At 73.1% G+C, this 24,951-nt stretch carries 23 protein-coding genes; 17 read left to right on the top strand and 6 right to left on the bottom strand.

The window, feature by feature from the left end; translation table 11 throughout:
- Positions 1–103: 103 nt before the first annotated feature.
- Positions 104–742 carry a helix-turn-helix domain-containing protein gene (locus ACIRO3_RS17735; RefSeq protein WP_404137476.1) on the top strand — a complete coding sequence of 213 codons (639 nt, stop codon included), beginning with the start codon at positions 104–106 and terminating at the stop codon, positions 740–742.
- 4 nt (positions 743–746) lie between these two features.
- The gene (locus ACIRO3_RS17730) at positions 747–1,493 is read left to right on the top strand and encodes a helical backbone metal receptor (RefSeq protein WP_404137473.1); all 747 of its coding nucleotides are present in this window, start codon (positions 747–749) and stop codon (positions 1,491–1,493) included.
- Between the two features lie 73 nt (positions 1,494–1,566).
- Here ACIRO3_RS17730 and ACIRO3_RS17725 read toward each other — a convergent pair whose 3' ends face one another.
- Positions 1,567–2,691, bottom strand: a complete 1,125-nt coding sequence (locus tag ACIRO3_RS17725) for a TDT family transporter (RefSeq protein WP_404137470.1) — start codon at positions 2,689–2,691, stop codon at positions 1,567–1,569.
- A 70-nt stretch (positions 2,692–2,761) separates the two neighbouring features.
- On the opposite strand from ACIRO3_RS17725, the gene ACIRO3_RS17720 reads away from it, so the two are divergent.
- Positions 2,762–3,679, top strand: a complete 918-nt coding sequence (locus ACIRO3_RS17720) for a LysR family transcriptional regulator (RefSeq protein WP_361786284.1) — start codon at positions 2,762–2,764, stop codon at positions 3,677–3,679.
- A 247-nt stretch (positions 3,680–3,926) separates the two neighbouring features.
- Here the strand turns inward: ACIRO3_RS17720 and ACIRO3_RS17715 are convergent, their stop codons facing one another.
- The 3 genes from ACIRO3_RS17715 to ACIRO3_RS17705 form a co-directional block, all read right to left on the bottom strand.
- A complete protein-coding gene (locus ACIRO3_RS17715; protein ID WP_366149558.1) occupies positions 3,927–4,634 on the bottom strand; it encodes a gamma-glutamyl-gamma-aminobutyrate hydrolase family protein in 708 nt (235 codons plus the stop codon).
- Positions 4,635–4,708: 74 nt separating this feature from the next.
- Positions 4,709–6,178, bottom strand: a complete 1,470-nt coding sequence (gene eat / locus ACIRO3_RS17710) for an ethanolamine permease (RefSeq protein WP_404137466.1) — start codon at positions 6,176–6,178, stop codon at positions 4,709–4,711.
- 140 nt (positions 6,179–6,318) lie between these two features.
- Positions 6,319–7,065, bottom strand: a complete 747-nt coding sequence (locus tag ACIRO3_RS17705) for an FCD domain-containing protein (protein WP_361786293.1) — start codon at positions 7,063–7,065, stop codon at positions 6,319–6,321.
- A 77-nt stretch (positions 7,066–7,142) separates the two neighbouring features.
- Here ACIRO3_RS17705 and ACIRO3_RS17700 point away from each other — a divergent pair, with 77 nt between their 5' ends.
- The 4 genes from ACIRO3_RS17700 to ACIRO3_RS17685 all read left to right on the top strand — a co-directional run bounded on the left by ACIRO3_RS17700 (position 7,143) and on the right by ACIRO3_RS17685 (position 12,156).
- Positions 7,143–8,513, top strand: coding sequence for a glutamine synthetase family protein (locus ACIRO3_RS17700; protein WP_361786296.1), 1,371 nt, complete (start codon positions 7,143–7,145; stop codon positions 8,511–8,513).
- 49 nt (positions 8,514–8,562) lie between these two features.
- A complete protein-coding gene (locus ACIRO3_RS17695) occupies positions 8,563–9,942 on the top strand; it encodes an aldehyde dehydrogenase family protein (protein WP_361786299.1) in 1,380 nt (459 codons plus the stop codon).
- Between the two features lie 7 nt (positions 9,943–9,949).
- Entirely contained in the window at positions 9,950–10,741 is a 792-nt protein-coding gene (locus ACIRO3_RS17690; RefSeq protein WP_361786302.1) for a 3-oxoacyl-ACP reductase, read from the top strand.
- Between the two features lie 107 nt (positions 10,742–10,848).
- The gene (locus tag ACIRO3_RS17685) at positions 10,849–12,156 is read left to right on the top strand and encodes a haloacid dehalogenase-like hydrolase (RefSeq protein WP_404137461.1); all 1,308 of its coding nucleotides are present in this window, start codon (positions 10,849–10,851) and stop codon (positions 12,154–12,156) included.
- Here the strand turns inward: ACIRO3_RS17685 and ACIRO3_RS17680 are convergent.
- Positions 12,153–13,346 (bottom strand): amino acid deaminase/aldolase, encoded by a 1,194-nt coding sequence (locus ACIRO3_RS17680; RefSeq protein WP_404137459.1) that lies wholly within the window; start codon positions 13,344–13,346, stop codon positions 12,153–12,155. The two genes, ACIRO3_RS17685 and ACIRO3_RS17680, sit on opposite strands and share 4 nt — an antisense overlap.
- A 216-nt stretch (positions 13,347–13,562) precedes the next feature.
- Here ACIRO3_RS17680 and ACIRO3_RS17675 point away from each other — a divergent pair, with 216 nt between their 5' ends.
- From ACIRO3_RS17675 to ACIRO3_RS17665, 3 genes are read left to right on the top strand one after another with little or no spacing between them, the layout of a single operon-like run.
- On the top strand, positions 13,563–14,342 hold the full coding sequence (locus tag ACIRO3_RS17675; RefSeq protein WP_404137456.1) for a hypothetical protein: 780 nt from the start codon (positions 13,563–13,565) through the stop codon (positions 14,340–14,342).
- On the top strand, positions 14,339–15,532 hold the full coding sequence (gene mycP / locus ACIRO3_RS17670) for a type VII secretion-associated serine protease mycosin (RefSeq protein ID WP_404137453.1): 1,194 nt from the start codon (positions 14,339–14,341) through the stop codon (positions 15,530–15,532). The genes ACIRO3_RS17675 and mycP overlap by 4 nt, the downstream gene beginning before the upstream one ends.
- Before the next feature lie 2 nt (positions 15,533–15,534).
- Positions 15,535–16,275: an SseB family protein gene (locus tag ACIRO3_RS17665; protein WP_404137450.1), complete on the top strand. Its 741-nt coding sequence runs from the start codon at positions 15,535–15,537 to the stop codon at positions 16,273–16,275.
- 105 nt (positions 16,276–16,380) lie between these two features.
- Here ACIRO3_RS17665 and ACIRO3_RS17660 read toward each other — a convergent pair whose 3' ends face one another.
- The gene (locus tag ACIRO3_RS17660) at positions 16,381–16,758 is read right to left on the bottom strand and encodes a DUF1844 domain-containing protein (RefSeq protein ID WP_267799963.1); all 378 of its coding nucleotides are present in this window, start codon (positions 16,756–16,758) and stop codon (positions 16,381–16,383) included.
- Between the two features lie 351 nt (positions 16,759–17,109).
- On the opposite strand from ACIRO3_RS17660, the gene infC reads away from it, so the two are divergent.
- From infC to pheT, 7 genes are all read left to right on the top strand, one after another.
- Positions 17,110–17,841, top strand: a complete 732-nt coding sequence (gene infC, locus ACIRO3_RS17655) for a translation initiation factor IF-3 (RefSeq protein ID WP_404137446.1) — start codon at positions 17,110–17,112, stop codon at positions 17,839–17,841.
- A 105-nt stretch (positions 17,842–17,946) separates the two neighbouring features.
- Positions 17,947–18,141 carry a 50S ribosomal protein L35 gene (gene rpmI / locus ACIRO3_RS17650; RefSeq protein WP_030387121.1) on the top strand — a complete coding sequence of 65 codons (195 nt, stop codon included), beginning with the start codon at positions 17,947–17,949 and terminating at the stop codon, positions 18,139–18,141.
- 101 nt (positions 18,142–18,242) lie between these two features.
- Complete coding sequence (rplT, locus tag ACIRO3_RS17645) at positions 18,243–18,629, top strand: 50S ribosomal protein L20 (protein WP_007263143.1); 387 nt, start codon at positions 18,243–18,245, stop codon at positions 18,627–18,629.
- Between the two features lie 198 nt (positions 18,630–18,827).
- Positions 18,828–19,685 (top strand): RNA methyltransferase, encoded by an 858-nt coding sequence (locus tag ACIRO3_RS17640; RefSeq protein ID WP_366001065.1) that lies wholly within the window; start codon positions 18,828–18,830, stop codon positions 19,683–19,685.
- 56 nt (positions 19,686–19,741) lie between these two features.
- The gene (locus ACIRO3_RS17635; RefSeq protein ID WP_404137441.1) at positions 19,742–20,959 is read left to right on the top strand and encodes an ATP-binding protein; all 1,218 of its coding nucleotides are present in this window, start codon (positions 19,742–19,744) and stop codon (positions 20,957–20,959) included.
- Positions 20,960–21,123: 164 nt separating this feature from the next.
- Complete coding sequence (pheS, locus tag ACIRO3_RS17630) at positions 21,124–22,251, top strand: phenylalanine--tRNA ligase subunit alpha (protein WP_361786329.1); 1,128 nt, start codon at positions 21,124–21,126, stop codon at positions 22,249–22,251.
- Positions 22,251–24,779, top strand: coding sequence for a phenylalanine--tRNA ligase subunit beta (gene pheT, locus ACIRO3_RS17625; RefSeq protein ID WP_404137437.1), 2,529 nt, complete (start codon positions 22,251–22,253; stop codon positions 24,777–24,779). Before pheS ends, pheT begins: the two co-directional genes overlap by 1 nt.
- Positions 24,780–24,951: the final 172 nt, after the last annotated feature.

Genomic DNA, 24,951 nt, shown 5'->3' with positions numbered 1-24,951 from the left:
AGGACGGGTCGAGCCGTGCACGCGAATCCGGGGGCGGTTGCTGCGTAAGGTGCTTACAGCACACCGATGTGCGTCCGACGGACAAGGGGAGGGCAGCCCCGCCATGAACGACAAGGACGGCAAGGTCGACACGGACGGCAAGGACGACAAGGACAAGGACAAGGACAAGGACGCCAAGGACCAACCGCTCCGGGTGGGCGTGGCCGTGCGCAAGCGGCGTCGCGCGCTCCAGCTGACCCTCGCCGCCGTGTCGGCGCGCAGCGGCCTGTCCGTGCCCTTCCTCAGCCAGATAGAGAACGAGCGCGCCCGGCCCAGCATGCGCTCCCTGGAACGGGTCGCGGACGCGCTGGAGACCACGGCCGTGGAACTGCTGGCCGCCTCCGACACCGCGCGCACGGTGGACCTCGTACGGGCCGGCGACGACTCCGGCCTGACCCCGGTCCCGGGAGTCCGGCCGCTCGTGCGCGGACACCACCAACTCCACGCACTGGAGTTCACCGGGGACCAGGACGCGGGCCGCGAGTACCAGCACCGCAACGACGAACTGATGTACGTGGTCGCGGGCGCCTGCCAGGTGGAGGCCGAAGGCCGGGCGTACCGGCTGGAGAGCGGCGACGCGCTGTTCCTGTCCGGCGGAGTGCGGCACCGCTGGCGGGCCGTCACCGAGGACACCCGGATCCTGGTCGTGGCGGTGGGCGAGCACATCCACGCCACCTCCGAGCCGCCCTCGCCGGGGCACTGAACCGGTGGGTGGCGGGCCCCGAAGGGTGTCGCGCGTCGTCTCGCTCGTGCCCTCGTTGACCGAGGCCGTGGCCGTGAGCGCGCCCGGCCTCCTGGTGGGGGTCACGGACTGGTGCACCCACCCCGACGACCTCGACGAGGCGGGCGTGGTGCGGATCGGGGGAACCAAGAACCCCGACCTGTCGAGGATCCTCGCGCTGCGCCCGGACCTGGTGATCGCCAACGAGGAGGAGAACCGGGCGCCGGACCTGGCCGCGCTGCGGGCCGCCGGGGCGGCGGTGGTGGTCACCGAGATCCGCGACCTCCCCCAGGCGCTGCGCGAACTGGAGCGGCTGCTGGTCACCACGCTGGGACTGGCCCGGCCGCGATGGTTGACGGACGCCGAGGCCGCGTGGGCGCGGGTGGAGCCCGCGGCGGACCGGGCGGCGTTCGTGCCGGTGTGGCGCAGGCCCTGGGTGGTGCTGGGACGGGACACCTTCGCCGGGGACCTGCTGGGCAGGCTCGGGGTGCGCAACGCGTACGCCGGACACGCGGAGCGGTACCCGCGGGTGCCGGTCGAGGAACTGACCGCGGCGGGCTGCGATCTGGTGGTGCTGCCGGACGAGCCGTACCGCTTCACCGCTTCCGACGGGCCCGAGGCCTTCCCGGGACTGCCCGCGGCCCTGGTCAGCGGGCGGCATCTGACCTGGTACGGGCCCTCGCTGGCCGAGGCGCCGGCCGTACTGGCGCGGGCCCTGCGCGCCGCGCGCTGACCGGCCGGGCCCGGCAGGCAGGGGCTCGGCGCCGGGCTCGGCGCCGGGCTCGGCGCGGGGCTCGGCGCGGGGTTCAGCGCGGGGCGAGGAGCAGACGGCCGGAGCGCAGGCCGCGCAGCGTGTGGACCGCGGCCGTCACCCAGGCGGTCAGCAGGGCCAGGAACAGGGCCGCGGCAAGCCAGGCGAAGGCGGTCAGTCCGGTGTGGCGGGCCAGGCCGGCGGCGCCGGTGACACAGGTGCCGACGGGGAAGGTCAGGGCCCACCAGGTCATCGCGAACCCCATGCCGCGCCGGGCGGCCCGCACCAGCATCGCCGCGGCCAGGGCCAGCCACAGCAGGGCGAAGCCCATGACGGGGACCCCGTAGACGACGGCGAAGGCTCCGAGCGCACCCGCGTACGGGGCGCCGATCGAGCGGGGGGCCATGTCCGCGAGCTGGTTGACGGCGGTGGTCGACTGGCCGAGGGGACCCAGGACCAGGAAGAGGGTCGGGGTCAACAGCAACGGCAGCGGACCGCTCGTGATCAGTCGGCCGAGGATCAGCGGGAGCATCAGCAGGGTGGCCAGGAGGCTGAGACCGAAGAGCGCGTAGCAGCCCAGCAGCATGGCCTCGCGGGCCTGGCCGGCGGGCAGGTGGGGTATCAGCAGCGGGCCCAGCGCGGCGGAGACCATCGGGGCGACCAGGGGGAGCAGCCACACGGGGGTGGCCTGCCCGGGCTCGACCTTGTGGCGCGTCACCATCAGGTACGGGACCAGCACGGCCACCAGCAGGCCGATCGCGGTACCGGCGGTGAAGAGCACGGCGTCCACGGCGACGGCCGCCTCCGTGCCGATCAGGTCCTTGCCGACGATCAGGGCGCCGCCGCCCACGGCCAGCAGCGCCATCGACAGACACCCGTGGAACGGGGCGACGGCCGGGTCCAGCAGGTGGGCGCGGGCCTGGTCGCGATGGTGCAGCCAGTGTCCGGCGCGGGCCGTGAGCAGGACCGCGAGGGCCGCCGCGGACAGCGCCCAGACGAGTTGGCAGGCCACCCGTTGGCCGGGGAGCTGGTAGGGCAGGGTCGCGCCGGCGTTGGCGACGATCGCCGTGCCCATGACCGAGGCGTACCAGTTCGGGCCGAGGTGCCGCAGCGCGGGGGTCTTGTGGGCCCGGGAGGCGGGAGCGGCGGTGGTGCGGGGACGTACGAGGGTGGTGGCCATGGGTCCAGCCTCGTGCCGGGCGGGACCGACCGGCAGAGGTCGCTGTCCTATGAGGTCATAAACTGACCTTATGGGCAATGAGGAGTGGGTTCCGCTGGCGCACCGCGTACCGGATCTGGGCGCGCTGGAACTGCTGCTCGCGGTCGCGCGCGTCGGCAGCCTGAGCGGGGCCGCCCGGCGGCTGGGCATCACCCAACCCGCCGCGAGCAGCCGCATCCGGGCCATGGAGACCCGCCTGGGGGTGGCCCTCGTCGACCGGTCCCCGCGCGGGTCCACGCTCACGGCGGAAGGCGCGCTGGTCACCGACTGGGCACGGCGGGTCGTGGAGGCGGCCGAGGCCCTCGACGCGGGCGCGCAGGCGCTGCGCGGGCGGCGGGACTCGCGGCTGCGGGTGGCGGCCAGCATGACCATCGCGGAGTACCTGCTGCCCGGCTGGCTGATCGCGCTGCGGGGCCAGCGCCCCGGGACGGCGGTGTCGCTGCACGCCGGGAACTCGGCCGTCGTCGCCGAACGGGTCCTCGCGCACGAGGCCGACCTGGGATTCGTGGAGGGGCTGTCCGTACCGGAGGGACTGGACTCGGCGGTCATCGCACAGGACCGGCTGGTGGTGGCGGTGGCCCCGGGGCACCCGTGGGCGCGGCGCACCAGACCCGTGCCCGCGGCGGAACTGGCCGCGACCCCGCTGATCCTGCGGGAGCGGGGCTCGGGGACGCGGCAGGTGCTGGACGCGGCGCTGGCCGGGTGCGGGGGACTGGCCGAGCCCCTGCTGGAACTGGCGTCCACGACGGCCGTGAAGGCGGCGGCGCTGAGCGGGGCCGGGCCGTGCGTGCTGTCCGAGCTGGCGGTGGGGGACGAGTTGGGGGCGCGGCGGCTGGTGGAGGTGCCGGTTGCCGGGGCGGCGTTGGACCGGGCGCTGCGGGCCGTGTGGCCGACGGGGGCGCGGCCGGCGGGACCCGCGCGGGATCTGCTCTCGCTGACCCGGGCGTGAGTCCTGGCCGGGCGTGAGTCCTGGCCGGGCGGTGAGGGGTGGGGCGGGTGCCGCGGGCCCGGCCCGGCCCCCGGGTGCGGCGCCGTTGCGGGGGCTCCGCCCCCGGGCCCCCGCGCCTCAAACGCCGGCGGGGCTGGAATCGGGCCGGTGCCGTGGAGGGGTCGGGGCGTGTCGGGGCCGCGCCTCGAACGCCGGCGGGGCTGGATGGGTGCCGGCCGGGCTGGGTTCGGGTCGGCGGGTCTGGGGGTCAGACGCGGGCCAGGGGTGCGGGGAGGGTGGCCGCGGTGATCAGGGCGGACAGCACGCGGGTGTCCTTGGCGCGTTCCGGGTGCCACTGGACGCCCAGGACCCAGCGGTCGGGGTCGGGGAGTTCGATGGCCTCCACCGTGCCGTCCAGCGCGTGGGCCGAGACGATCAGGCCCTGACCCAGTCGGTCCACGGCCTGGTGGTGGTAGGTCGGCACGTCCGCCTCCTCCGGCACGAGCGCCGCGTACCGGGTGCCCGCGACCGGGCGGACGGGGTGCGAGGAGATGGCGCCGGGGGTGTGGACGTGGCCGTCGAGGTGCTGGATCAGGCTGCCGCCCAGGGCCACGTTCAGCGCCTGCATGCCCCGGCAGATGCCGAGCAGCGGGAGGTCCGCGTCCAGGGCGGCCCTGATGAGGGCCAGCTCCCACTCGTCACGGACGGTCGCGGGTGCGCCCGTACGGGGGTCGCGCGGGGCGCCGTAGTGGATCGGGTCGACGTCCGGGCCGCCCGCGACGACCAGGCCGTCCACGCGGCTCAGCACCTCCGCGGCGCGTCCCGGTTCGTCCGGCGGCAGCAGTACCGCGGCGCCGCCCGCCGCCTGGACGAGTTCGTAGTACCCGGAGGGGACGAGGGCGGTCGGGAGGTCCCACACGTTGTAGCGGGTGGATTCCTCGACGTAGGTGGTGATGCCGATGAGCGGCCTGGGCACGGGTGCTACCTCCAGGGTGGTTCCGGGATGTTCCGACGGGCCCGTACCGGGCGGACCGGTACGGGCCCAGGATTTCAGTCGCGGGTCAATTCCGCCTCGGCGGCCGCCAGCGCCGCGAACTCCTCCTCGGGCGCGGAGGCCACCAGGTGGTGGCGGCTGTAGAGCGCGAAGTAGGCGAGGGCGACGGCGTACACGGCCAGCGCGATGAAGGCCGCGTCCTTGTCCACGAGGAAGGTCGCGACGAGGGCGGAGAGGGCCAGGACGAAGGCGACCGAGGAGGTGACGATGCCGCCCGGGGTGCGGTACGGACGCTCCAGAGCGGGCTCCCGCCGGCGGAGCACGATGTGCGAGAGGGCCATCAGGGCGTACGAGATGGTCGCCCCGAACACGGCGATGTTCAGCATGCGCGGACCGTTGCCGGTGGCTGCGGCCAGGGCGAAGCCGATCGCGCCGGGGATCAGCAGGCCCAGGTACGGGGCCTTGCGCTTCGAGGTGAGGGACAGGAAGCGCGGCAGGTAGCCCGCCCGGGAGAGGGCGAACAGCTGGCGCGAGCCGGCGTAGATGAGGGAGAAGAAGGACGCCACGAGCCCCGCGAGGCCCGCGTAGTTGACGAACGTCTTCAGCCAGGAGAGGCCCGGGTTTCCGTCCAGGGCGACGACCAGCGGGTTGCCGGCGTCCTTGAGGGCGTCGGCGCCGCGGGCACCCGTCGAGGCGAGGAAGGTGATCAGGGCGAGCAGGACGAGGATGCCCATGGAGATCGACAGGGCCCTGGGCATCGAGCGGACCGGGTCCTTGGCCTCCTCGGCCGCGAGCGGGACGCCCTCCACGCCCAGGAAGAACCACATGCCGAAGGGGAAGGCGGCCCAGATGCCGAGGACGCCGAGCGGGAGCCAGGAGCCCGCGCCGAAGGCCTCGGTGTCGACGGCGATGTCGTTCAGGTTCGACGCGTCGAACTCGGTGAACGCGCCGAGCGCGAAGACGATCAGCGCGATCACGGCGACGGCGGTGACGACGAGGGAGAAGCGCAGGGCCTCGCCGACGCCCCAGAGGTGGATCCCGATGAAGATCGCGAAGCAGGCGAGGTAGACCGGCCAGCCGGAGGTCAGGCCGAAGAGGTTCAGGGACTCCACGTAGTCGCCGATGAAGATGGAGATCGCGGCGGGGGCGAGGATGTACTCGATGAGGATCGCGGTACCGGTGAGGAAGCCGCCCCAGGTGCCCAGGGCCCGGCGGGCGAACCCGTAGCCGCCGCCCGCCGTCGGCAGGATCGCGGAGAGTTCCGCGAGCGAGAAGACCAGACAGGCGTACATCGTGCCCATCAGGACGGTGGCGATGGCCAGGCCGCCGAAGCCGCCCTGCGCCAGGCCTATGTTCCAGCCGGAGAAGTCGCCGGAGACGACGTACGCGACGCCGAGACCGGTGAGCAGCAGCCAGCCGGCGCTGCCGCGGCGGAGCGTGCGGCGTTCCAGGTAGCCGTCGCCGCCCTCGGGGGACTTGGTGGGATCGGCCGCGGCTGTCAGCCGGGCCTCGGTGTCGTCGGCCATGTGCGCTCCTGCCTAGGGCAATGGTTGTGAGGCGTACCTTTGCGCCATGGGAGTGGAGCGCGCAAGACCCCTGCGTTAAACAGGGGTTACGAATCGCTCTCGGTCCGAAACCGGGTCGAACCAGCCTTGAGGGGCTGGTTTTAGGCCAGAAATCCCCGCAGGAGCGCCGCCGTCCCGCAGCAGTGCTCGCGCATCGTCTCCCGCGCCGCGTCCGCGTCGCCCTCCAGGACCGCCTCCACCAGGGTCGAGTGCTGCTGCTGCGAGTGCTCCAGGTTGCGCACCAGCAGCGGAATGCAGTCCAGCAGGTCGTTCACGGTGGCGCGGACGGCCGCGTACTGGGCCGTCAGCGTGGCCGATCCGGCGAGTTCGCACAGGGTGAGGTGGAACAGGGTGTCCTGGCGGCGATAGTCCGCGAGCGGGGCGTCGTGGGTGGCGGTCAGCGCGCCGAGCAGCCGCTCGGCCCCCTCCTCGGTCAGCCCCTGCGAGGCGCACAGCCCGGCCGCGCCCACCTCCAACACCTCGCGGAAGCGCAGCGCGTCCTCGATGTCCACGCCCGCCACCCGTCTGCGCAACTCCTGCTCGGCGCCGCCGGCGGGGGGGTCGGGGCGGGTCAGCACGAACGTTCCGCCGTACCGGCCGCGGCGGGCCTCCACCAGGCCCTGGTCCTGGAGCACCTTCAGCACCTCCCGGAGGGTCACCCGGCTGATCCCCATCCGCTCGGCCAGCTCGCGCTCGGCCGGAAGCCGCTCCCCGCCCGGCACCAGGCCCAGTCGGACCACCTGGAGGATCTGCTCCAGGGCCTCCTCGAAACCGTTGCCCGCCCGCACCTGTCGCAGTACGGGATTCAGCCGGGCGATCGCGTCGCCTTCACTCGCCGTGTCGGTCATCTCGGCCCCTCCCCTTCCCAAGCAATGGTTCTATTCAATACCTTAGGCGCACTCGGCTCACCGAAGGAGAGATTCCAGTGGTAGACCGCAAGCCGCCGCTCGCGCTCGAGGAGCTCCGCTCCCTCGTCGCCAGCGGTGAGATCGACACAGTCGTCCTGGCCTTCCCCGACATGCAGGGGCGCCTCCAGGGCAAGCGGTTCGCCGCACAGTTCTTCCTCGACGAGGTACTCGCCCACGGCACCGAGGGCTGCAACTACCTGCTCGCCGTCGACACCGACATGAACACCGTCGACGGCTACGAGATGTCCTCCTGGGACCGCGGCTACGGCGACTTCGCCATGCACCCCGACCTCGCCACCCTGCGCCGCGTCCCCTGGAACCCCGGCAGCGTCTTCCTCCTCGCCGACCTGGCCTGGAACGACGGCTCGCCGGTGGTCGCCGCCCCGCGCCAGATCCTGCGCCGCCAACTGGAGCGCCTCGCCGACCTCGGGTACACCGCCATGGTCGGCACCGAGCTGGAGTTCATGGTCTTCCAGGACACCTACGAACAGGCCTGGAACTCCCACTACCGGGATCTGACCCCCGCCAACCAGTACAACATCGACTACTCCGTCCTCGGCACCGGCCGCGTCGAGCCCCTCCTGCGCCGCATCCGCAACGAGATGCAGGCCGCCGGCCTGGTCGTCGAGTCCGCCAAGGGCGAGTGCAACCTCGGGCAGCACGAGATCGTGTTCCGCTACGACGAGGCGCTCACCACCTGCGACCAGCACTCCGTCTACAAGACGGGCGCCAAGGAGATCGCGGCCCAAGAAGGCGTCTCGCTCACCTTCATGGCCAAGTACGACGAGCGCGAGGGCAATTCCTGCCACATCCACCTCTCACTGGGTGACGCCGACGGAAACAACGCGATGGCCGGCGGACCCGACGACCCCGGCGGCATGTCACCGGTGATGCGCCACTTCCTGGCCGGCCAACTCGCGGCGCTGCGGGACTTCTCCCTTCTCTACGCCCCGAACATCAACTCGTACAAGCGTTTCCGCCCCGGATCCTTCGCGCCGACCGCCGTCGCCTGGGGCGTGGACAACCGGACCTGCTCCCTGCGCGTGGTCGGTCACGGCCGCTCCATGCGCTTCGAGAACCGCCTGCCGGGCGGCGACGTCAACCCCTACCTCGCCGTCTCCGGCCTCGTCGCCGCAGGCCTCCATGGCATCGAGCACCGCCTGGAACTGCCCGAGGCCTGCACCGGCAACGCGTACACCGCCGACTTCGCCCACGTCCCCACCACCCTGCGCGAGGCCGCGGAACTCTGGGAGAACAGCGAGATCGCCAAGGCCGCGTTCGGCCCGGAAGTGGTCGCCCACTACCGCAACATGGCCCGCGTGGAGCTCGACGCCTACGACTCCGCGGTGACCGACTGGGAGCTGCGCCGCTCCTTCGAACGCCTCTGACCGCTTCCCGCCCCCTGCCCACCGCACCCGAACGTCTGAGAGGCACCACGTGTCCGATGAGCCGGCCCCCCTCGATCTGCGCGTGCTGAACCCGGCCACCGAGGAGATCGTCGCCACCGTCCCGACCGCCACACGGGACGACGTCGACGCCGCCGTCACCAGGGCCGCCGCGGCCCAACGAGCCTGGGCGGCGGCCTCGCCGGCCGACCGCGCCCGACTGCTGAGGCGCTTCGCCGCGGTGGTCGACGGACACGTCGAGGAACTCGCCGCCCTGGAGGTCCGGGAAGCCGGACACACCATCGGCAACGCCCGCTGGGAAGCCGGCAACGTGCGCGACCTGCTCGACTTCGCCGCCGGGGGAGTGGAACGGCTCTCCGGCCGGCAGATCCCCGTCGCCGGCGGCATCGACGTCACCTTCCTCGAACCCCTCGGCGTCATCGGCGTGATCGCCCCCTGGAACTTCCCCATGCCGATCGCCGCCTGGGGCGTGGCGCCCGCCCTCGCCGCCGGCAACGCCGTCATCCTCAAGCCCGCCGAGACCACCCCCCTCACCGCCCTGCGCCTCGCCGAACTCGCCCTCCAGGCCGGAATCCCCGAGCACCTCTTCCAGGTGCTCCCCGGCCGGGGAGCGGTCACCGGGGACGCGCTGGTCGAACACCCCGGCGTCGCGAAGATCGTCTTCACCGGTTCCACCCCCGTCGGCAAGCGGATCATGGCCAAGTGCGCCGACCGGGTGAAGCGGCTCACCCTCGAACTCGGCGGCAAGAGCCCCAACATCGTCTTCGCCGACGCCGACCTGGAGGCCGCCGCCGCGGCGGCCCCGATGGCCTTCCTCGACAACACCGGCCAGGACTGCTGCGCCCGCACCCGGATCCTCGTACAGCGCTCCGCCTACGACCGGTTCCTCGAACTCGTCACCCCGGGCATCGAGGGCGTCATCGTCGGCGACCCGTCCGACGAGAAGACCCAGATGGGCCCGCTGATCTCGCAGGCGCAACGGGAGCGCGTACGGTCCTACGTCACCGACGACCTCACCGCGATCCGCGGCGCCGCCCCCGACGGCCCCGGCTTCTGGTACCCCCCGACGCTCCTCACCGACGTCGACCCCACCGCGCCCGTCGCCACCGAGGAGGTCTTCGGCCCGGTCGCCGTCGTCCTGCCCTTCGAGGACGAGGAGGACGCCGTGCGCCTGGCCAACGCCACCGCGTACGGACTCTCCGGCTCCCTGTGGACCCGCGACATCGGCCGCGCGCTGCGCGTCTCGCGCGCCGTCGCCGCGGGCAACCTGTCCGTCAACTCCCACAGCAGCGTCCGCTACTGGACGCCCTTCGGCGGCTACAAGCAGTCCGGCCTCGGCCGGGAGCTCGGACCCGACGCCCTCACCGCTTTCACCGAGACCAAGAACGTCTTCATCAGCACGGAGGCCTGAACCCACCATGACCACTTCCGACAACGAGATCGTCTGCCGCCGCCTGGTCGGCCGTACCGCCGTCATCACCGGAGCCGGCAGCGGCATCGGTCTCGCCACCGCGCGCCGCCTCGCCTCCGAGGGCGCGAACATCGTCTGCGGGGACATCGACGAGAGGGCCGGCAAGGCCGCGGCCGAGGAAGTCGGCGGCACCTTCGTCAAGGTCGACGTCACCAGCCCCGAGGAGGTCGAGGCCCTCTTCAAGACCGCCTTCGACACCTACGGCTCCGTCGACATCGCCTTCAACAACGCGGGCATCTCACCCCCCGACGACGACTCGATCCTCACCACGGGCCTGGAGGCCTGGAAGCGGGTCCAGGACGTCAACCTGACGTCCGTCTACCTCTGCTGCAAGGCCGCCCTGCCCTACATGCAGCGCCAGGGCCGCGGCTCCATCATCAACACCGCCTCCTTCGTGGCGATCATGGGCGCCGCCACCTCCCAGATCTCCTACACCGCCTCCAAGGGCGGCGTGCTCGCCATGTCCCGCGAACTCGGCGTGCAGTTCGCCCGCGAGGGCATCCGCGTCAACGCGCTGTGCCCGGGACCGGTCAACACCCCGCTCCTGCAGGAACTGTTCGCCAAGGACCCCGAGCGGGCCGCCCGCCGCCTCGTACACATCCCGCTCGGCCGGTTCGCCGAACCCACCGAGATCGCCGCCGCCGTGGCCTTCCTCGCCAGCGACGACTCCTCCTTCATCAACGCCACCGACTTCCTCGTCGACGGCGGCATCTCCGGCGCGTACGTCACCCCCCTGTAGGCGTTCGCCCCCCACCACCCTCCCGACAGCCGGGCGTCGCACGACGCCCGGCTGTCGTGCTCCACCGTCCGCGACGATCCCCGCAGGAAACAGGAGTGTCCACCTCGATGACCCGATCCGGTCCCGCTCGTCGCCTGCAGGCCGCCGCGGCCGCCGCGGCGATCACCGCCGGCGCCCTGGTGGCCGCCGCACCCGCCGCCCAGGCCCGCCCCGGCGCCCACTGCACCACCCCCACGCTGAAGGCCGGTTGGTACGGGGACAACCAGGCCCGGCTCCAACGCCTCCTCGACACGTACGGGGCCTGCGCCCCCCACCGACCGAACCGCGACAAGCCCGTCGCCGTCTTCGACTGGGACAACACCGTCGTCAAGAACGACGTGGGCGACGCGCAGATGTTCTGGCTGCTGCGCAACGGCAAGATCCGCCTCCCCGCCGGCGGGGACTGGGCCACCACCAGCCGTCACCTCACCCCCGCCGCCGCCCGGGCCCTGGACGAGGCCTGCGGCCGGCTCGCCCGCCCCGGTGCCCCGCTGCCCACCGGCGCCCCCGCCGGCGCCGGCTGCGCCGACGAGATCAACGCCGTCTACGGCACCGCCGCCACCCGGTCCGGCGCCGCCGCCTTCGCCGGCTGGGACCACCGCACGACCGAGCCCGGGTACGCCTGGCCGGCCCAGCTGACGCGGGGCTGGAGCGCCCGCGAGGTCCGCGGCTTCGCCGCCGCCGCCCGGACCGAGAACCTGACCGCGCCCATCGGCGCCACACAGCGGGTCGGCACCGGCAGCGCCACCGCCTGGGTCCGCTACTACGAGCAGCAGAAGGACCTCATCGGCTCCCTGCGCAAGGCCGGCTTCGACGTCTGGATCAGCTCGGCCTCACCACAGCCGGTCGTCGAGGTGTGGGCTGAGGGCGTCGGCATCGACGCCGACCACGTCATCGGCATCCGCAACACCACCACGCGCGACGGCCGCCACACCGCCCACCTCCAGGGCTGCGGCTCCGTCAAGGACGGAGCCGACACGATGATCACGTACATCGACGGCAAGCGCTGCTGGATCAACAAGGAGATCTTCGGGATACGGGGCGCCGCCGCCGAGAAGGTCCAACCCGCCGCCCGACGCCAGGTCTTCGCCGCGGGCGACTCCGACACCGACGTCTCGTTCCTGCGGGACGCCACCGCGCTGCGGCTCGTGCTCAACCGCAACAAGAACGAACTGATGTGCCGCGCCTACGACAACAGCGACGGCAAGTGGATCGTGAACCCGATGTTCATCGAGCCCAAGGGACGCAAGAGCGCCCCGTACCCGTGCGCGACGACGGGCTACGTGGAGCGCGACGGCGCCCCGGGGCCCGTCCGTCGGGGCGACACCAGCGTCATCCCCGACCAGCAGGACACCGTGTACCGGCCACAGCACTAGAGGAAGGTGCGGCCCTCGCCCCGGTACGTCGGGGCGGTGGCCACCACCCGATCCCCCTCGACGAGGTGCAACGTGTCGAAGCGCTCGCACAGTTCACCGGCCTTCGCGTGCCGGAACCACACCCGGTCGCCGATCAGCAGGTCGTCGGCCGGGCTGCCGAGCAGCGGAGTCTGCACCTCGCCGGCGCCCTCCTGCGGGTCGTAGCGCAGACCCGCCGGAAGGTACGGCACGGGCAGCCGGTCCGGGCCGGGCGCTCCCGAGGCCGGATACCCGCCGCCGAGCACGGTCACGACACCCACGCCGGGCCTGCGGACCACGGGCTGGGCGAACAGGGCGGCCGGGCGCCCCCGGAAGGACGTGTAGTTGTCGAACAGCCGCGGCACGTAGAGCCCCGAACCGGCGGCGATCTCCGTCACCGCGTCCTCGGCGGCGGTCTGCTGCACGCTGCCCGTACCACCGCCGTTGACGAACTCCAGGTCGGGCACCACCGCACGGACGGCCCGTACCGTCTCGGCGCGACGGGCCGCCAACTCCTTGCGGGCCGCGCCCTGCATCAGACGGATCGCGCGCGAGCGCACCGGTCGCCCGGCCAACGAGTCCCCGACACCCGCGACATGACCCTCGTAGCCCATCAACCCCACGACCCGGAACCCCGGACGGGCCGACACCGCGCGGGCCAGGTCCGCGAGCTGCCGCGGCTCGCGCAGCGGCGAACGACGCGCACCCACCCGGACCCTGCCGCCGAAGAGGTGCAGCGCGGTGTCCAACTCCAGACAGACCCGGATCTCCTGCATGCCGCCGTCCCGGGCCCGGTCGACGAGTTCCAGCTGGGCGAGGTCGTCCACCATCACGGTGACCGCCCCGGCCAGTTTGGGGTCGGCCGCGAGTTCGGCGAAGCCGCCGCGATCGGCGGAGGGATAGGCGAGCAGCACGTCCTCGAACCCGGAACGGGCCAGCCAGAGGCTCTCGGCGAGGGTGTACGACATGATCCCGGCGAACCCCGGCCGTGCCAGCACCCGTTCGAGCAGCGCACGACACCGTACGGACTTGCTGGCCACCCGGACCGGCTTGCCGGCCGCGCGACGCACGAGGTCGTCGGCGTTGGCGTCGAACGCGGCCAGATCGACGATGGCCAACGGGGCGTCGAGGTGGGCGGTGGCCTTGTCGTACCGGGCGCGGTCGGAAGTCATGGCCGCAGCCTGCCATGCCGGTGTACCGGTGGGTAGGGGGTTCGTGCCACCACCCCGGGCGGTACGGGGCGGCGGCCGTCCGCCCGCGCTCCCGGCTCCGGCCCGCGCGACGGCCCCGGCGGCCGGAGCCGACCGCCAACCCCTGCCGCCCCCCTGCCGGAGCCCCCGTACAGTACGGGGAAGGCCGCAGCGTAGGAACGGGGGCGGAGCAGCCGGATGACGACGTCCACACCGCGATCGGCGGTCCTGGTCGAGCCCGACCCGCCCCCGCGCCGAGGCCCCGCCCGCGTGGTGGCGGCCGTCCTGTCCGGAGTCCTGGGAGCCGGCCTCGTCGGCGGAGCCGCGATCACCGCCTGGAACGAACACCGGGCCGCGCACCGCCCCGTGGCCCCCGACGCCGCCTACCGCAAGGCGGCCACGCTCTGGCGCGACGCCCCCGTCGACCGCCTCTTCCCGCCCGCCCTCGACGGCCGCGACGCCGGCCCCGACGGCGCCGACCGCTCCTGGACCCGGATCGCCCTCGCCCCCGACGTCGACTGCCCGGCCGCGCTCGACGCCACCTGGCGGGCGACCCTGGCCGACACCGGCTGCGCCCGCGTGCTCCGCGCCACCTACATCGACTCCACCCGCAGCTCCCTGATCGCCGTCGGCCTGGTCTTCACCACCGCGGACTCCGCCACGATGGCCGGCTTCCGCGACCGGATGACCCTTCCCCACGCCTTCGGGTTCTCCGACTCCCGGCGCGCCGCCTGGACCGCGAACCCCGTCTCCGGGGCCCCGGCGATCCTCTACACCGTCTCCGCCTTCGCCGACGGACGCGCACCGGACGCCCCCCGGCCCGCCGAGGAGGCCGTCCGGCAGGACGCGACCGGCGTCGTGGCCGAGTCCGGTCTCGGCCACGACGCCAAGGCCGTCGCGGCGGAGGTGGGGCGCGCGGTGGCCGCCCTCGCCGCCCCGCCCGCGTCACCCGCCCCGGACCGGAAGGCCCGCCCGTGAGCCGCCCGCCCGTGAGCCGCGCCCGCGCCGCCGCCGCGCTCGCCCTGGCCGCCCTCCTCGCGGCGGCCGGTGCGCACCCCGCCTCCGCCGACGCCATCCGGGACCGCCAGTGGGGCCTGCTGGCCCTGCGCGCCGAGGAGGCGTGGGGAACCACCCAGGGCGACGGGGTCACGGTGGCCGTCCTCGACACCGGCGTGGACGCCACCCACCCCGACCTCGCCGGTCAAGTGCTCGACGGCACCGACCTCGTCGGCATGGGCGCCGGCCGCGGCGACCGCGCCTGGGCCCGGCACGGCACCGCCATGGCGAGCATCATCGCCGGACGCGGCCACGGCCCCAGCCGCGGCCAGGGCATCCTCGGCATCGCCCCGCAGGCCAGGATCCTGCCGGTGCGGGTGATCCTGGAAGAGGCCGACCCGGGCCGGGCGAAGGCCCGCGGAAGCAAGTCCGGGGCCCTCGCCGAGGGCATCCGCTGGGCCGCCGACCACGGCGCCGACGTCATCAACCTCTCGCTCGGCGACGACAGCGAGTCCGCCCACCACGAGGGCGGCGAGGACGAGGCGGTCCGCTACGCGCTGGGCAGGGGCGTGGTCGTCGTCGCCTCCGCGGGCAACGGCGGCGAGCGCGGCGACCCCACCTCCTACCCGGCCGCCTACCCGGGGGTCATCGCCGTCACCGCCGTCGACCGCGAGGGCCGCAAGGCCGACTTCTCCACCCGCCACTGGTACGCGACCGTCAGCGCCCCCGGCGTGGACGTGGTCATCGCCGACCCCGACCGCTCCTACTACGAGGCGTGGGGCACCAGCGCCGCGGCCGCCTTCGTCTCCGGCACCGTGGCCCTGGTCAAGGCCGCCCACCCGGAACTGTCCCCGGCGCAGATCAAGAAGCTGCTGGAGGACACCGCCTCCGACGCCCCCTCCGGAGGCCGCGACGACGCCCGGGGCCACGGCACGGTGGACGCGGTCGCCGCCCTCCAGGCGGCGGACACGCTCCGCCCCGAAGGGCCGCTGCCCACCCCCGTCCCGGCCGGCCGGGAGTACTTCGGCCCCGGCCCCGAGCCCGTCCGCCCACCGCAACGCACGGCACGCCTGGGGGCCCCGGCGGCGGCCGCCGCGGGTGTGGTGCTGCTCGCACTGGCCGGCGTACTGGCCCGGCGTCCGAGGGTTTCGCGGCGGGATAGGGTCGGTTGATTGTGGCGAACAAGAACATTCCCGACCCCGGTTTCTCCGACGACGACGGCTCCGCCGATCCCGTCCTGAGCGCGGCCCTGGCCGCCTGGTCCCTGGACCGGGCGCGGGAACCGGAGGTGTTGGCCGCCCTCGCGGGCGCCCGCCTGCTGGTCCCCGTGGTCGCGGTCCTCGGCGAGGTGGAGACCGATCCGCAGACCGGGCTCAAGCGCGAGAAGACCAGCGACATGGCGGTCCCCACCCTCACGGCGGGGGACCGGCGGGCGCTGCCCGCCTTCACCTCGACCGCCTCGCTGGCGCTCTGGGACCCGGCCGCCCGCCCGGTCGCGGTGCCGTTGCACCAGGCCCTGGCCGCCGCCGCGCACGAGAAGGCCGACACGATCGTCCTCGATCTGGCCGGACCGGTGACGTACCAGCTGAGCGGTCCGGCGCTGCTCGCCCTCGCGGAGGGCCGGACGGGGGCGAGCCCGGTGGACGATCCCGCCGTGCGCGAGGCGGTGCGGGCGGCCGTGGCCGCCGAGCCCGCCGTGCTCCGGGCCCATCTGGTCGCGGGTCGGGGGGACGCCGACGGGACGCTCGCGATCGTGCCGGCCGCCGATGCCCCGCCGGCCGCGACCGCGCGCCGGGTGGCCGAGGCCATCGCCGCCGACGAGACCCTGCGCGGCCGGCTGGTGCGCGGGCTGGACCTGGCGCTGCTGCCGCCGGACGCGCCGGCGCCGCCGGGCGAGCCGCTGTACGTCCGCTGAGGGACGTACGCGAACGACGATGGCCGGCTCGGAGGGTTCCGAGCCGGCCATCGTCGGTTTCGTTCCGGTCGGGGCCTCGCACGCGCCCCGGTCGGCAGGAGACGGTCAGGAGAAGACGGGACCGGTGAACTTCTCGCCCGGCCCCTGGCCCGGCTCGTCCGGCACCAGGGAGGCCTCGCGGAAGGCCAGCTGCAGCGACTTCAGACCGTCGCGCAGCGGAGCCGCGTGGAAGGAGCTGATCTCGGTGGCGCTCGCGGTGACCAGTCCGGCCAGGGCCGTGATCAGCTTGCGGGCCTCGTCGAGGTCCTTGTACTCGGAATCCGGCTTGTCCAGGCCCAGGTTGACCGCCGCGGCGCTCAGCAGGTGCACGGCCACCGTGGTGATCACCTCGACGGCGGGCACGTCCGCGATGTCGCGGGTCATGGCGTCGTAGTCGGGGGCCTGGTCGGCGTCGGTGGCGGGAGTGGGGGTCGCGTCAGTCATGTCCCACACGATAAGCCGGGCCGCGCGGCCCGCCGACCGGTCCTCGGGGTGAGCGGGTCTGGCGCGCAGTGCTATATTGGGCTAACGACCGGCCGGAGACGCATGTCCCCGGCCCACAAGTGGAGGCTCCGATCTCCCACCTGACCGCCCTCCGGGGTGGCGGGTCACCGGTCAGGCGGTATCCATCGTTCCGTACGGACGATGGAAAGCTGCCCGAGTTGCGCCCCGCGTTCGCATGCGGCGGTGCTCCGGTCTTTTGGAGCCCCTGCCTGTGCCCGGCGGGGCTTTTTTGCATTCCCCGCCGCGGTAGGTCTGACGACCATATCGTCAGCGGCTGTCTGCCAGGCAGTCGTGTGGTGCTACCGAGGAGGATCCATCAGCACCGAGCCCCGCATCAACGACCGGATTCGCGTTCCCGAGGTACGACTCGTCGGTCCCAGCGGCGAGCAGGTCGGCATCGTGCCGCTTGCGAAGGCGCTTGAACTCGCGCAGGAGTACGACCTCGACCTGGTCGAGGTCGCGGCGTCCGCACGCCCGCCGGTCTGCAAGCTCATGGACTACGGCAAGTTCAAGTACGAGTCGGCCATGAAGGCCCGTGAGGCGCGCAAGAACCAGGCGCACACGGTCATCAAGGAAATGAAGCTCCGGCCGAAGATCGACCCGCACGACTATGACACCAAGAAGGGTCACGTCGTTCGGTTCCTCAAGCAGGGCGACAAGGTCAAGATCACGATCATGTTCCGTGGTCGCGAGCAGTCCCGGCCGGAACTCGGTTACCGACTGCTGCAGCGTCTCGCCTCGGACGTCGAGGACCTCGGGTTCATCGAGTCGAACCCGAAGCAGGACGGCCGAAACATGATCATGGTTCTCGGTCCGCACAAGAAGAAGACCGAGGCGATGGCCGAAGCCCGCGAGGCGCAGGCCGCCCGCAAGGCCGAGCGCCAGGGTGTCGCCCTCACCGACGACGAGGCTCCTTCCGAGGACGTCGTCGAGGTGACGGAGGACGCCGAAGGCGAGGTCGCCTCCGCCGAGGCGACCTCCGACGAGGCGGACACCTCTCACGAGGCACCTGCCGAGGCCTGATTCCGGGGCAGCCCGTCTCGGATCACCGACACAACATGACGCTCCCGCGAGCCGGTCCCGCAACGGACCGGTGGGGGGCGCCACCGACGAGGAGATAACGGCGCTATGCCGAAGAACAAGACGCACAGCGGTTCCAAGAAGCGCTTCAAGATCACCGGCTCCGGCAAGGTGCTCCGTGAGCGCGCCGGCAAGCGCCACCTGCTCGAGCACAAGTCGTCCCGTGTCACCCGCCGCCTGACCGGCACCGCGGAGATGGCTCCCGGCGACGCCGCGAAGATCAAGAAGCTTCTCGGCAAGTGACGCTCGCCGCTCCCACCACGGGAGCGGGACGTCAGGACCGGGACCCCATCGAATTCGGGCCGTGTGAAGACAACCACGGCCCCGCTACAAGGAGTTAAAAAGTGGCACGCGTCAAGCGGGCAGTAAACGCCCACAAGAAGCGCCGGGCGATCCTCGAGGCGGCCTCCGGCTACCGCGGTCAGCGTTCGCGCCTGTACCGCAAGGCCAAGGAGCAGGTCACCCACTCGCTGGTCTACAACTTCAACGACCGCAAGAAGCGCAAGGGCGACTTCCGTCAGCTGTGGATCCAGCGCATCAACGCCGCTGCGCGCCAGAACGGCATGACGTACAACCGCCTCATCCAGGGTCTGAAGGCCGCCAACATCGAGGTGGACCGCAAGATCCTCGCGGAGCTGGCCGTCAACGACGCCAACGCGTTCGCCGCGCTCGTCGAGGTCGCGCAGAAGGCGCTTCCGGCCGACGTCAACGCCCCGAAGGCCGCTGCCTAAGGCGTAGCCGGCCGCGTCACGCGGTCGGCACCCACGGACCCGCAGGCTCCACGCCTGCGGGTCCGTGTGCTTTCGCCCCGCACCGCCGGGGCGGGACCTCGCACCCCGCCACCACGGTGGCTCCCGCCGCCCGCCGGGCTCCGTCCGCCGGCGAAAGCGCGGAGCCACGCTCCGGACCCGAGAGAGAACCGCAGACACATGGGCACCCCCGAGCCGATCTCCCCCCGATCCACCCGGGTGGCCGCCGCCAGGCGCCTGGCGCGGCGCAACTTCCGCACCAAGGAGCGCCGGTTCATCGCCGAGGGCCCGCAGGCGGTCCGCGAGGCCGTCGAGCACCGCGGCCCGGGAGGCGCGTCGACCCTCATCGAGCTGTTCGCCACCGTCGAGGCCGCAGAGCGCTACGCCGACATCGTCGAGGCCGCGCTGCTGGCCGGGGCGCGCGTGCACTACGCCGACGACGAGGTCCTCGCGGAGGTCTCGCAGACCGTCACCCCCCAGGGCCTGGTCGGCGTCTGCCACTTCCTGGACTCGCCCTTCGAGGACATCCTCAAGGCGGGTCCCAAGCTCGTCGCCGTCCTCGCCCACGTGCGCGACCCCGGCAACGCGGGCACCGTGCTGCGCTGCGCGGACGCCGCCGGCGCCGACGCCGTGGTGCTGACCGACGCCTCCGTGGACCTGTACAACCCGAAGTCCGTACGCGCATCGGTCGGCTCCCTCTTCCACCTCCCGGTGGCGGTCGGAGTGCCCGTGGAACAGGCCGTCGAGGGGCTGCGGGCGGCCGGCGTACGGATCCTGGCGGCCGACGGAGCCGGCGAGGACGACCTCGACGCCGAACTCGACGCCGGCACCATGGGCGGTCCCTCGGCCTGGGTGTTCGGCAACGAGGCCTGGGGCCTGCCGGAGGAGACCAGGGCCCTGGCGGACGCCGTCGTACGGGTCCCGATCCACGGCAAGGCGGAGAGCCTGAACCTCGCCACGGCCGCCGCCGTGTGCCTCTACGCCTCCGCGCGTGCACAGCGGGCGCCCGGAGGGTGCCGCTCCGTGACCCCCAGCTAGTAATGTGGCGGGCCGGGGGGCCCACTGCGTTACTCGGAGATGTGGGGTACGGGGACATGAGCGTCGGTACGAACAGCACGCCGGCGGCCGTCGAGGCGGCCGGACCGCCGCCCCCGGCCGTCCCGGCCCGGGCCGCCCGGGGCGTTCCCACGCAGGCCACGCCCGCCCGCGCCGCCGACCGGCGGCCGCCCGCGTCGGAGTTCGCCGGCCTCGGCATCGACCCCGACGACCTGCCCGACGGACTGGTCGTCGCCGACCACACGGGCCGGGTCATCTGCTTCAACGCCGCCGCCGCCCGCATCACCGCCCTCCCGGCCGGCGAGGCGATCGGGGCGGCGATCGACCGGGCGCTGCCGCTCGAGGACCTCGAAGGCCGCCGCTGGTGGGCGCTGACCGACCCGTACGGGGGCCTGGCCACCCGGCGCGGCCAGCCCGAGCGGAACCTGCTGCTCCCCGGCGGGCGGGAGGTCCTGGTCTCCGCGCGCTACGTGCGCACCCACCCCACCGGCCCGCTGACCCGCCTGGTGGTCACCCTGCGGGGAACCGAGGCCAGACGGCGCACCGAGCGCAGCCACGCCGAGCTGATCGCGACCGTCGCGCACGAGCTGCGTTCGCCGCTCACCTCCGTGAAGGGGTTCACGGCGACCCTGCTCGCCAAGTGGGAGCGGTTCACCGACGACCAGAAACGGCTGATGCTGGAGACCGTCGACGCCGACGCGAACCGTGTCACCCGCCTCATCGCCGAACTCCTCGACATCTCCCGGATCGACTCCGGCCGGCTGGAGGTCCGCCGGCAGCCCGTGGACATCGCCACCGCCGTCGGCCGGCACGTCCAGGCGCTCACCGCGAACGGCCAGGCCCCCGAGCGGTTCTTCGTACGCGTCAGCCGTCCGCTGCCCGATCTCTGGGCAGACCCGGACAAGATCGACCAGATCCTCGGCAACCTCCTCGAAAATGCGGTGCGGCACGGCGAGGGAACCGTCACCATCGACGTGTCGCCGACCACTTTCGCGAACGCCGCGGGGAAGACCGAGAAGGGAACCGCCGTCACCGTGACCGACGAAGGCCCCGGCATCCCCGAAGAGTCGATGGGACGCGTCTTCACCCGCTTCTGGCGCGGCAGCAAGCGCGGCGGCACCGGGCTGGGCCTGTACATCGTCAAGGGCATCGTGGAGGCGCACGGCGGGACCATCGCGGTCGGCCGCGGTCCCGACGGCGGCGCCGAGTTCCGATTCATCCTGCCCGTCGCCGCCCCGGCCTATCTCACGCAGTAACCCCGCGGAGGGTCTCGCCAGGCGGCCCACGGGCTCCTTCACCCCCGGCGACCTTTAGACTCGACCTTTGGCACCTTTGTGTCCTTGTGCAGAACGGGTCGGTCGAGACTGTCGAGCGGGTCGCGCGGGGATCCACCAGCCAGCCATCGGAAGTACGGGAAGAGATGTCGGCACCGAACAAGTCGTACGACCCTGTCGAGGTCGAGGCACTGAAACCGGAAGAGATCGAGCGCATGCGGGACGAGGCGCTCGCCGCCTTCGCGTCCGCCGGCGACCTCGACGCACTTCGCGAGGCGAAGACCGCGCACATGGGCGACCGCTCGCCCCTGGCGCTCGCCAACCGCGAGATCGGCGCCCTGCCGCCCCAGGCCAAGGCCGAGGCGGGCAAGCGCGTCGGGCAGGCCCGAGGCGCCGTGAACAAGGCCTTCGGGGCCCGCACGGTCGCCCTGGAGGCCGAGCGCGACGAGCGGGTGCTGGTCGAGGAGGCCGTGGACGTCACGCTGCCCCACGACCGGATCCCGGCCGGCGCGCGCCACCCCCTGACCACGCTGATGGACCGCATCGCGGACATCTTCACGGGCATGGGGTACGAGGTCGCGGAGGGGCCCGAGGTCGAGGCGGAGTGGTTCAACTTCGACGCCCTCAACTTCACCCCCGACCACCCCGCGCGCCAGATGCAGGACACCTTCTTCGTCCAAGGGCCCGAGGGCACCGAGGGCGACGAGTCCGGTGTCGTGCTGCGCACCCACACCTCCCCGGTGCAGGCGCGCTCGCTGCTGGAGCGCAAGCCCCCCGTCTACATCGTCTGCCCGGGTCGGGTGTACCGCACCGACGAGCTCGACGCGACGCACACCCCGGTCTTCCACCAGGTCGAGCTGCTCGCCGTGGACGAGGGCCTGACCATGGCGGACCTCAAGGGCACCATGGACCACATGGTCCAGGAGCTGTTCGGCGAGGGCACCACCACGCGCCTGCGACCGCACTTCTTCCCGTTCACCGAGCCGTCCGCCGAGATGGACATGCAGTGCTACGTGTGTCGCGGCGCGTCGGTGGGCAACCCCGACCGCCCCTGCCGCACCTGCTCCAGCGAGGGCTGGATCGAGCTCGGCGGCTGCGGCATGGTCAACCCCAAGGTGCTCGTCGCCTGTGGGGTGGACCCGGAGAAGTACAGCGGCTTCGCCTTCGGATTCGGCATCGAGCGGATGCTGATGTTCCGGCACAACGTGGAAGACATGCGAGACATGGTCGAGGGTGACGTTCGTTTCACCCGGCCGTTCGGGATGGAGATCTGATGCGGGTCCCGCTTTCCTGGCTGCGGGAGTACGTAGACCTCCCCGCAGGTGAGACCGGCCGCGACGTGGCCGCCAAGCTCGTCGACGCCGGCCTCGAGGTCGAGACCGTCGAGCAGCTCGGCGCCGGGCTCAAGGGCCCCCTCGTCGTCGGTCAGGTCCTGACCATCGAGGAGCTGGAGGGCTTCCGCAAGCCCATCCGCTTCTGCACGGTCGACGTCGGTCGGGCCAACGGCACCGGCGAGCCGCAGGAGATCGTCTGCGGCGCCCGGAACTTCGCCGTCGGCGACAAGGTCGTCGTGGTCCTGCCCGGCGCGGTGCTGCCCGGCGACTTCGCGATCGCCTCGCGCAAGACGTACGGCAAGACCTCGCACGGCATGATCTGCTCCGGCGAAGAGCTGGGCATGGGCGACGACGGCACGCACGGCATCATCGTGCTGCCGCACGAGCACGAGGTCGGCACCGACGCGATCGAGCTGCTCCAGCTCGTCGACGAGGTCCTCGACATCGACATCACCCCGGACCGCGGCTACTGCATGTCGCTGCGCGGTGTGGCCCGCGAGGCCGCCACCGCCTACGGCCTGCCGCTGCGCGACCCGGCGCTGCTCGACGTGCCCGCGCCGAACTCCTACGGCTACCTCGTCAAGATCGACGACCCCGCCGGCTGCGACCGCTTCACCGCCCGCACCGTGACCGGTCTCGACCCCGAGGCGCGCTCCCCGATCTGGCTCAGCCGCCGGCTGCAGAAGGCGGGCATGCGCCCGATCTCGCTCGCCGTCGACATCACCAACTACGTGATGCTGGAACTCGGTCAGCCGCTGCACGCCTACGACCGCTCGCGCATCGACGGCGCCATCGGCGTCCGCCGTGCCGAGCAGGGCGAGAAGTTCACCACCCTCGACGGGGTCAAGCGCACGCTCGACGCCGAGGACCTGGTGATCACCGACAACAGCGGCCCGATCGGGCTCGCGGGTGTCATGGGCGGTGCCAACACCGAGATCGCCGACTCCGTCACCGACCCCGAGACCGGCCGGGTCACGGGCACCACCGACGTGGTCATCGAGGCGGCGCACTTCGACGCCGTGTCGATCTCGCGCACCGCCCGCCGCCTCAAGCTGTCCTCCGAGGCCTCCAAGCGCTTCGAGCGGGGCGTGGACCCGCAGGCCGCCGCCGCGGCCGCGCAGCGGACCGTGGACCTGCTCGTGCTGGTCGCGGGCGGCACCGCCGAGGCCGGGGTCACCGACCTCATCGCCCCGGGCGCCCCGCGCACCGTCGCCATGAGGGCCGACCACCCGGACCGCGTCGCGGGCATGGACTACGGCCGCGAGACCGTCGTCCGCCGCCTCCAGGAGATCGGCTGCGACGTCTACGGGCAGGACGAGCTCGTCGTCACCGTCCCGTCGTGGCGCCCCGACCTCGCCGAGCCCAACGACCTCGCCGAAGAGGTCATCCGGCTGGAGGGCTACGGCAACCTCCCGTCGACCCTGCCGCAGGTGCCGTCCGGTCGCGGTCTGACCGCCCGGCAGCAGCTGCACCGCCGGGTGGGCCGCGCGCTGGCCGGCGCGGGCTACGTCGAGGCCCTCAGCTACCCGTTCCTCGGCGAGGCCGTCTTCGACCAGCTCCAGCTGGCCGCGGACGACACCGCCCGCCGGGTCGTCAAGCTCGTCAACCCGATCTCCGACGAGGAGCCGGCGCTGCGCACCACGCTGCTGCCGGGGCTGCTGAACGCGCTGCGCCGCAACGACAGCCGGGGCAGCCACGACCTCGCGCTCTTCGAGACCGGTTCGGTCTTCCTCGCCGGCCCGCAGCCGGGTGTCGCCGTACGACTGCCCGTCGACCGGCGTCCCACGGACGAGGAGATCGCCACCCTGAACGCCGCCCTGCCGGCCCAGCCGCGGTACGCCGCGGTCGTGCTCGCCGGAGCGCGCGAGCAGGCCGGCTGGTGGGGCAAGGGGTACCCGGCGGGCTGGGCCGACGCGGTCCAGGCGGCGCGCTCGCTGGCCGTCGAGGCCGGCGCCGAACTCACCGTGCGCCAGGGCCAGTACGGCCCCTGGCACCCGGGTCGGTGCGCCGAGCTGCTCGTCACCCTCGACGGGGTGGAGACGGTCATCGGCCACGCCGGTGAGCTGCACCCGCGCGTGGTCAAGGCGATGGGCCTGCCGGCCCGCACCAGCGCCATGGAGCTCGACCTGGACCGCCTCGCGGCGGCCGGTGGCGAGGCCCTCCAGGCGCCCCGGATCTCCTCCTTCCCGGTGGCGACCCAGGACGTCGCGCTGATCGTGGACGCCTCGGTGCCCGCCGCGGCGGTCGAGGACGCGCTGCGCGGTGGCGCGGGCGAACTGCTGGAGTCCCTGCGGCTGTTCGACGTGTTCACCGGTGAGCAGGTGGGCGAGGGCAAGAAGTCCCTCGCGTACGCGCTGCGCTTCCGGGCGGCCGACCGCACGCTGACCGCCGAGGAGTCCACGGCCGCGCGCGACGCGGCGGTGGCCCTGGCCGGCGAGCGGACGGGCGCGGTGCTGCGGGGCGCGTGAGCGCACCGCCGACACAGGCCTGCCGAGGGGCGCGTCCGGATCACCGGACGCGCCCCTCGGTCGTTCGGTGCGGTGGATGCCCGGTGTCGGTGCGGGGCGCGGGCAGGCCGTCACGCACCGGGCCCGGTGGATGGGCCCGGTGCGCGGTCGGCCCGGTTCCGGCCGGTTCCCG

The sequence above is a fragment of the Streptomyces sp. NPDC102278 genome, assembly GCF_044766345.1.
In the GTDB taxonomy this organism is placed as follows: Bacteria; Actinomycetota; Actinomycetes; order Streptomycetales; family Streptomycetaceae; genus Streptomyces.
This window is presented reverse-complemented; position numbering and strand designations above follow the sequence as displayed.